3 protein-coding genes and 2 pseudogenes are annotated in these 2,818 nt (G+C 71.9%); 2 read left to right on the plus strand and 3 right to left on the minus strand.

Annotated features, from left to right (window positions below):
• From G6017_RS17005 to G6017_RS14915, 3 genes and pseudogenes are all read right to left on the minus strand, one after another.
• Positions 1-202: pseudogene (locus G6017_RS17005) on the minus strand (hypothetical protein); the annotation flags it as partial.
• Positions 203-250: 48 nt separating this feature from the next.
• On the minus strand, positions 251-1,081 hold the full coding sequence (locus G6017_RS14910) for a sulfurtransferase (protein WP_182618058.1): 831 nt from the start codon (positions 1,079-1,081) through the stop codon (positions 251-253).
• A gap of 10 nt (positions 1,082-1,091) precedes the next feature.
• Positions 1,092-1,832: an LmeA family phospholipid-binding protein gene (locus G6017_RS14915; RefSeq protein WP_182618060.1), complete on the minus strand. Its 741-nt coding sequence runs from the start codon at positions 1,830-1,832 to the stop codon at positions 1,092-1,094.
• Between the two features lie 84 nt (positions 1,833-1,916).
• Here G6017_RS14915 and G6017_RS14920 point away from each other — a divergent pair, with 84 nt between their 5' ends.
• Positions 1,917-2,606 (plus strand): winged helix-turn-helix domain-containing protein, encoded by a 690-nt coding sequence (locus G6017_RS14920; protein ID WP_179524621.1) that lies wholly within the window; start codon positions 1,917-1,919, stop codon positions 2,604-2,606.
• Positions 2,603-2,818, plus strand: a pseudogene (locus tag G6017_RS14925) (mycothiol synthase); the annotation flags it as partial. The gene G6017_RS14920 and the pseudogene G6017_RS14925, both read left to right, overlap by 4 nt.

Consider the following 2,818-nt stretch of genomic DNA (forward strand, 5'->3'; position numbering starts at 1 on the left):
CGGGCAGCGTGAGCGCGGTGAGGTACATCCGCACCGCCGCCTCGCGCTCCGCGGGGGAGTACGGGCCGGGGTGGTCCGGGACCTGGGGGACCGCGCCCCGTCGCTGGTCGACGCCGACGATGACGGCGGAGGCCACGGAGGCGCCGACGGCGACGACGGAGGCGCGTGCGGCCAGTCCGAACGCTCGGGAGAGAAGTGACATGCTCCAGAGATTAGCGAGTCGATCGCCCGAGCGGGGCGAGGAGGATCCTCACCGCTCGACCGGGACACCGATCAGTGAGCCGTACTCCACCCAGCTGCCGTCGTAGTTGACCACGTCGGGCTGGTCGAGGAGCTCGTGGAGGACGAACCAGGTGTGGCTGGAGCGCTCACCGATCCGGCAGTAGGTCACCACGCGGCGACCGGGTTCGTCGAGGAAGTCCGCGTAGATCTCGCGGAGGTCGGCGTCGGTGCGGAAGGTGCCGTCGCGGGTCACGGCGCGGTTCCAGGGGATGCTCACGGCGCCCGGGATGTGTCCGCGTTGACGCCCGCCCTCCTGGGGTAGCCCGGCCGGCGCCGCGAGCCTGCCGGTGTACTCGTCGACCGAGCGGACGTCCACGAGCGCGTCGTTGCCCAGCCCCGCCAGGACGTCGTCGCGGAACGCGCGGATCGACAGATCCTGCGGGTCGGCCACGTAAGCGGTCACCGGACGCCGGGGTACATCGGTGTCGAGAGGTAGTCCGTCGCGCTCCCACCGCATGCGACCCCCGTCGAGCAGCCGCACGTCGGCGTGGCCGTAGAGGCGCAGATACCAGTAGGCGTAGGCGGCGAACCAGTTGTGGTTGCCGCCGTACACCACGACCGTGTGTTCGCGGGTGATCCCGCGTTCGGACATGAGTTCGCCGAACCTCTCGCGGCCCACGAGGTCCCGCGTGTACTCCTCCTGCAACTCCGTGCGCCAGTTCAGCGCGACGGCCCCGGGGATGTGGCCGTCGGTGTGATACGCCGACACGTCCTCGTCGACCTCGAGGAAGACCACCGAGTCATCGTCGAGGCGCGATTCGGCCCAGCGGGTGCTGACCAGTACGTCGTCGCGACTCATATCGGGGAGTCTAGTGGTCCGGTCGGGCCAGGTCGCCGAGCGGCGTAGCGCCCGGGCCGGCCGTACCGCCGGCGGTGATCGTCCCACCCCGCACGGTGAGGGTCTCCACCGCGATCCCGAGGGGGAGGACGTCCGGGGAGAGGGTCAGCGCGGTCCGTCGCAACGCGAGGTCGGGTTCCTGGTCGGGGAGTCCGGAGGGTCCCGTCGCGGGCTCGACCGGGACGAGGTGCGCGCCGGACTCGTCGACGACCAGGTCGACGATCGCCGACACCCGGGTGTCGGTCCCCGCGAGGGTCCCGGTGACGCGGGCCCGGTGCTCGACCCCCCCGGCGAGGCTCGGGTCGTCGGCGCCGCCGACCAGGACGTCCCGCATCCCCAGGGCGGGGCCGAGCGAGTCTCCGGTGATCTGGACGGAGACGGTGACCGCACCCGCGGTCATGTCGGCGGACCGGTCCTCCGGCACGGACAGATCGGTGACGGCCGCCTCCACGGCCACCGGACCGAGACCCGGGCGGGTGACACCCTCGACGCGGATCGACGCCGACGCCAGTGTCCCGGGCCCCGCCCACCGTGTCGACGGGCCCCCACCGATCATCACCGACGGGGCCGCGACCCCCGGGGTCGCCGGGCGGATCCGGGTGGACACGTCCGCCTCCACCATGGAGGCGTTGACGGAGTCCACGGTGAAGGCGCCGACCACCACGACGGCCAGGGCGGCGGTCGCCACCGTGACACTGCGACGGGCTCTCATGGGGTTCAGGTCTACTCCGATCGTCGGAACTGGGGGACGGGTCGCTAGTATCGTCTGGGCGCCCGGACGAGGAGGAAGCGACACATGGACGTAGTGCTCCTCACGACTGAAGCCGACCCCGAGGCGGTGGTCCCCGCGCTGTCGCTCCTGCCGCATTCGGTCAGACTGCTGCCGGCCCTCGCCTCCTCCGTGGCCGAGCTGTCGGGGGCCGCGCTCGCCGTCGTCGACGCACGGAGTGATCTCGCGGCGTCCCGCGCGCTCTGCCGCCTCCTGTCGGGGAGCGCGGACATCTCCGTCATCGCGGTGGTCTCGGAGGGCGGGCTCATCGCGGTCAGCGGGGACTGGGGTCTCGACGACATCATCCTGCCGACCACGGGACCGGCGGAGGTGGACGCCCGGTTCAGGCTCTCCGCCGCCCGTCACTCCGCGCAGGGGGAGTCCGACGGCGGGTTGCTCACGGTGGGCGAGCTCGTGATCGACGAGGAGACCTACGTCGCCCGGGTGAAGGGGCGACCCCTGGACCTGACCTACAAGGAGTTCGAACTCCTCAAGCACCTGTGTCAACACCCCGGACGCGTGTTCTCCCGCGCCCAGCTCCTCCAGGAGGTCTGGGGATACGACTTCTTCGGCGGAACCCGGACGGTCGACGTCCACGTCCGACGGCTGCGGGCCAAGCTGGGGCCCGACCACGAGTCCCTCATCGGAACCGTGCGTAACGTCGGGTACAAAGCGGTCCGGCCGACCGACCGCAGGGAGGACGGGGGAGACGCATGACCGCCATCGAGCACGCGGTGGACGACGAGACGGCCGCGCTGATCGAGGCCGTCGCCCGGGACGCCGCGGCCGAGGACGGGGTGGCACCGCTCGGCGAGCAGCCTCTGCGGTCGCTCCGGTCGGGCGACGAGCAGGCCGTCCGCCATCTCCTGGTCCGCGGAGACGAAGGTGATGTCGCCGGCTACGCCCAGCTCGACGGCAGCGGCGGGGAG

This window comes from Dietzia sp. B44 (assembly GCF_014145245.1).
GTDB classification, from domain to species: Bacteria; Actinomycetota; Actinomycetes; order Mycobacteriales; family Mycobacteriaceae; genus Dietzia; species Dietzia natronolimnaea.

Bases quoted from the DNA above. Each gene is read 5' to 3' on its own strand.
- G6017_RS14915 (WP_182618060.1), bottom strand. From the start codon at position 1,832: ATGAGAGCCCGTCGCAGTGTCACGGTGGCGACCGCCGCCCTGGCCGTC.
- G6017_RS14920 (WP_179524621.1), top strand. From the start codon at position 1,917: ATGGACGTAGTGCTCCTCACGACTGAAGCCGACCCCGAGGCGGTGGTC.
- G6017_RS14910 (WP_182618058.1), bottom strand. From the start codon at position 1,081: ATGAGTCGCGACGACGTACTGGTCAGCACCCGCTGGGCCGAATCGCGC.